Genomic DNA, 5,009 nt, shown 5'->3' on the forward strand with positions numbered 1-5,009 from the left:
TTCAGGAATAATTACACCGTAAATGAGTTAAAAGAATTTAAATACATCCTATGTTAAGGTTCAATGATAAAGGTCTAGTTGGTAAAGCTGAATTTGATATATTTAAATACATCCTAGGTTATGGTTCAATCAGAAGATGGCAGCACAAAAGACTTAATAATTAGAAATTTAAATACATCCTATGTTATGGTTCAATTTTCACAATTCCCACTGGTTACAATTTACGCATTTGAATTTAAATACATCCTATGTTATGGTTCAATCTAAAGATGCAACTGTAAGCTATGCAGTTATAGTTAATTTAAATACATCCTATGTTATGGTTCAATATAGAGGAAACTATCTATCAATTGGACAAGGCTTCATATTTAAATACATCCTATGTTAAGGTTCAATTTAAAGATGGGGAAGTTCTCACCTTTAAAGAAGCAAAATTTAAATACATCCTATGTTAAGGTTCAATATGATGGCGGTTTAGCAGAGCATAGCTTAAATGTTTAATTTAAATACATCCTATGTTAAGGTTCAATCACTGTAATTAAGCTATTCTCTATTTTCATTATACCCTTTAAATCATTGAAAATAAAGGATTTATTTTCAATTTTACCAATCGTTTTGAGTTTCTAAAAAAATCGATAAAAAACTCCTCATAAACCTTGAATTTTCAATAGGTTATGAGGAGTTTTATTTTCTTTGAGTTTGGTAAAATTTTATATGAAAATTGCTATTAAACTTATTAGTATTGCTCCAAACTATACTGCACCTCAGGGGAACCCTAAAGGGCTTCACTACTGTTCCCCAGAGGTGGAAAACTAGAGCAAGCTAAACACAAGAGAAAAACTGTATTTAACATCTCATGTTATGGTTCAACGTTTGGTATTAACCCTTTAGTAAAACATATATGCGAATTTAAATACATCCTATGTTAAGGTTCAATTAACGAGGCTATAAAAGCGGTATTTCTAAACATGGAATTTAAATACATCTTATGTTAAGGTTCAATATTTAGGAATGATAACCTTATGAAATCATCAAAAATATTTAAATACATCTTATGTTAAGGTTCAATCACTGTAATTAAGCCATTCTCTATTTTCATTATACCCCTTAACCTATTGAGAATAAAGGATTTCTTTTAAAATTTCCCAGCCATTTTGTGTTTTTTTAAAATTGAGAAAAACCCCTCATGACCATTGAGTTGTCAATAGGTTGTGAGGAGTTTTATTTTAGGGAGATTGGGAAAATTTTGTGTTAATATTCTAATAGATAATTAAGTAGTTGCTATTACATTAAGATAAAATAAAAAATTTAAATTTATATTAATTTGAAATTACTGCACCACAGTTGAGGTACTCTTTACTGTGGTGTCCTAAAAAGATTTTATTTACAATTAGGATAATTTTCATTAATAATGTACTCTAACTAGCCAAAATCTTATTTTTTTATCACTCCAGCCTAAATCCCATGGTACATCGTTTCTATCTACATTATGACAACTTACTAGTGAATAGCCTTTGGAGTCCACTCCTGTTACTACGGATATATGGGTAATATCACCTTTTTTCTCATAGGCTATGAAGTCTCCAGGTAGCAATTTATAGGATGCTTTATATACATTTTCATAAGGACCTTTTGCTATAACTGATGCTCTACCACTGTTTAACATGTAATGAGTAAATTTATCTGCGTTTACCCAAGGTCCTGTAGCACTTCCTTTATCATAATTCCATGTATAATTCTTTTTAAACTTTCCTCCTTCATGGAGTATTTGAGATGCAAAATTTGCACAATCTCCTCCTTCAGGGTTAAAGTCTCTATATTTTTTATTGTATTTAAATTCGAATTCTGGTTCTGTAGCTGAGCCACAATACATTTTAGAATACTCTACAGCTCCTATCCTTCTTTCATTTAAGTCGGACATATCTCTTGGAGACTGTGAAATTATATGTTGTTTTATATCATTAGATTTTATATTTTCTAAGTCTAAGGAGTCTGCAAAAGGGTCATTATACCATTCTTTTGTAATAAGCCAATTACCATCCTTTTTAGCTAAAGTCATAGCATGATAACTTCCTATCCTCGATTTATTTGAAACTTCTGGTTCATCTTCATAAGAATACTTATACTCCATTGAACAAAGTATATTTAATGAATAAACATCACCACTACCCTTTACTTTTCTGATTACTATATGAGGGTTTATTTCTGTAAATTTAACCCCTTGTTTCTCAGCCCAATTTATTATGTATTTAGTTTTCTTTTCTTGATATTCATATGCCCATCTTCCATATTTACTATCTGTATCATAAAACTGTTCTATTAGTTCTAAGTCCTGATTTAATATGGCCAAACTTCTATCCTTAAAAATTCTTTCTACAACCTGACTAATATCAATCTCCTCTTCCTCCGCCTTCACCGTATAAAATTTATTGAAAGGATTAAAGAGAATAAGTAATAGCAAGATAATAACTTTTTTATAGGAAGAGAATCTCATATGTACACCTCTTTTCTAACTTAAAGCTTTATCAATTTTTTCAATATAGGTTTTTAATGTTTCATCACATGGTACACCTTCATACCAATTATCTTTTTCTCCCTTATTATCTCCAAAGTATCTTGCCTTTAATATAATTTCTGGACGATATTCAAAGGGTAATATATCGAAATGTCCCCATTTTCCTCCCCACACAAAATTGTTTTCTTCAAAAGTTTTCACTAATTCATCTGGATATTGAAGTAACCTAGCTTTTCCTTGTTCTCTTGATGCCCATTTCCAATAATCTCTTTTATCACTAGCAATATCTATAGCAATGCCATAAGCATGTGGACTTAATCTTCCTGTTCCAGAGATTATTCTATAGTTAAAAGTTCCATTAGATGGATTTACAAATGATCCAATCTTAGCATTAGTTTTCGCAAGTATTAAAAGTTTTTTTGAAACATTGTCTAAATTTTCAGCTGCCTTATTATTTTTATTAAATCTATAATTTTGATATGCAAAATTTACATTTGTAAGATTTTTTTCTACCTGTTCTCTAGATGAGCCGTACACTTCATTTAATAATGAATAAACTCTTGTACGACCGGGATCAAAGTTCTCCTCCATTAAATCATCAATTTTTTCTAATGGATATACCTGTTCCATCATATCCTGTAAATCCCCATTAACCAATTTTTCTTGCTGAGTTTTTTCTTTTTTATCATCGTAAACTATTTTATTCCCTGATTTCATAACTAAATAAACAAGCCCATTATCTTGTTTTTCTATATCAACAATATCCTCTGGATATGCCATAAATAAAGATAATAAGTCCTGTTTCATAGTAGTATCATAGTCTACATTTTGAGCATGTGCATTTATATTATAGAACTTACTTGTTAATAAGGTAAACACTACAATAAAGGAACATATTTTTTTCATTTTAATACCACCTTTAAGAATTTATATATTCATATCATCTCCTTTAGACTAATATAATATGTATTAGTCTTTAGATTAAGATTGCATTTTTATAGATACATATCCATATAATTTTAAAACTTAAAATATACTGTAGAAAATAAATTTTCTATAAAAATAGCCTTTATTCTAAAGTTATAAGCTATACTTTCAGGATAGTTTATCTACAATTTTTATTATTTCCAATAGTCATCTTGATTATTTAACAGAAAAATATTTTTAAAAAATAATGAGGATGTAACACATCCTCATTAAATATTATAAATTATACTTTTTTAATATTTCTTCTTTAAATTGTCCATTTTCATAGAATAATTCGCCATCAGCATATATTCTGCCACCATTTCTCATATCACAAAGCATATCCCAGTGAATTGAAGAACGATTTAATCCTCCTGCTTCAGGATCAGAATCTCCTATTGCCATGTGAATTGTTCCACCTATTTTTTCATCAAATAACATATTTTTAGTAAATTCCTTTATACCATAGTTTGTACCAATAGCAACTTCTCCAAAATAAGAAGCTCCTTCATCGGTTTCAATTAGCATTTTTAAAAGTTCTTCACCCTTTTGTGCTGTTGCTTTAACTACTTTGCCCTCTGCAATTTCAAGCCTTATTCCTTCTATTTCTTTTCCCATGTATATACCAGGGAAACTAAAGGTAATATATCCATCTATACCATTTTCTATCGGAGATGTAAATATCTCTCCATCTGGAAAGTTAGCTTTCCCATCGCAATTTATCCATTTTCTTCCGTCTACTTTTACTTTTATATCTGTACCTTCTGAAAGGAAATGTAATTCTTTTTTAGTATTGAGATATTTAACCCATCGATCTTGGTATGCACTTATTTTCTTCCACTCTGATACAGGGTCTTCCATATCTAAAAGACCTGCTCCATAAACAAAGTCTTCATACTCACTTAAACTCATAGATGCTTCCTGTGCATCAGCATATGTAGGAAACTGTGTTCCACACCATCTTAATGAGCCATCTCCCATTCTTTCTGAGTAAATCTTCCTCCAGCTTGCTGCACCTCTTGATTTTAATTGTAATCTCTTTGGATCCACATTAGAATTCATCTTGGTATTTCGAGTTCCCCAGGCAGTTAGCCACACATCAGCTTTTGAAAGCATATGCTTATTTAAATGGCTCCCTTCTAAAAGTTGTTCTTCACTACTATTTTTTAAGATAGTCTCATTTACATCTTCACTATCTAAAGAATACTCTACGTGAGCACCAGCTTTTACAGCTTCTTTTGCTACTTCTACAACCCATGGTTTAGCTACATCATTACAACTAATAAAAACAAAGTCTCCTTTTTTAACTTTAGTTGAATAGTTAACTAAAAGTTTTGCTAACTTGTTTAATCTTATATCTCCCATATTTTTGCCCCCTTAAAGTATAATGTTCTGTAGAATATTATACCATAATTGGAATTCTACATCATTAAAATACATAGTAAAGTATTACTACCTATAATTACTTTAATTCGTTATAAAAACTTCATATATTTATTTATAATTTTCTTATTAATTTTTCTATCTG

At 29.8% G+C, this 5,009-nt stretch carries 4 protein-coding genes and 1 CRISPR repeat array; of the genes, 1 reads left to right on the forward strand and 3 read right to left on the reverse strand.

Going from position 1 to position 5,009, the window contains the following annotated elements:
- The first annotated feature begins 34 nt into the window (after positions 1-34).
- Positions 35-531: a CRISPR direct-repeat array (repeat unit 31 nt; unit sequence AATTTAAATACATCCTATGTTATGGTTCAAT).
- A gap of 162 nt (positions 532-693) precedes the next feature.
- Complete coding sequence (locus tag B2W91_RS10335) at positions 694-816, forward strand: hypothetical protein (RefSeq protein ID WP_291580557.1); 123 nt, start codon at positions 694-696, stop codon at positions 814-816.
- A gap of 589 nt (positions 817-1,405) precedes the next feature.
- On the opposite strand, the gene B2W91_RS10340 is transcribed toward B2W91_RS10335, so the two are convergent.
- The 3 genes from B2W91_RS10340 to B2W91_RS10350 all read right to left on the reverse strand — a co-directional run bounded on the left by B2W91_RS10340 (position 1,406) and on the right by B2W91_RS10350 (position 4,846).
- The gene (locus B2W91_RS10340) at positions 1,406-2,494 is read right to left on the reverse strand and encodes an amidase domain-containing protein (protein ID WP_291580558.1); all 1,089 of its coding nucleotides are present in this window, start codon (positions 2,492-2,494) and stop codon (positions 1,406-1,408) included.
- Positions 2,495-2,509: 15 nt separating this feature from the next.
- A complete protein-coding gene (locus B2W91_RS10345) occupies positions 2,510-3,421 on the reverse strand; it encodes a M15 family metallopeptidase (RefSeq protein WP_291580559.1) in 912 nt (303 codons plus the stop codon).
- 297 nt (positions 3,422-3,718) lie between these two features.
- On the reverse strand, positions 3,719-4,846 hold the full coding sequence (locus tag B2W91_RS10350) for an aminopeptidase (protein ID WP_291580560.1): 1,128 nt from the start codon (positions 4,844-4,846) through the stop codon (positions 3,719-3,721).
- Positions 4,847-5,009 lie beyond the last annotated feature (163 nt).

Source organism: Clostridium sp. UBA6640, from assembly GCF_002455975.1.
In the GTDB taxonomy this organism is placed as follows: Bacteria; Bacillota; Clostridia; order Clostridiales; family Clostridiaceae; genus Clostridium_J.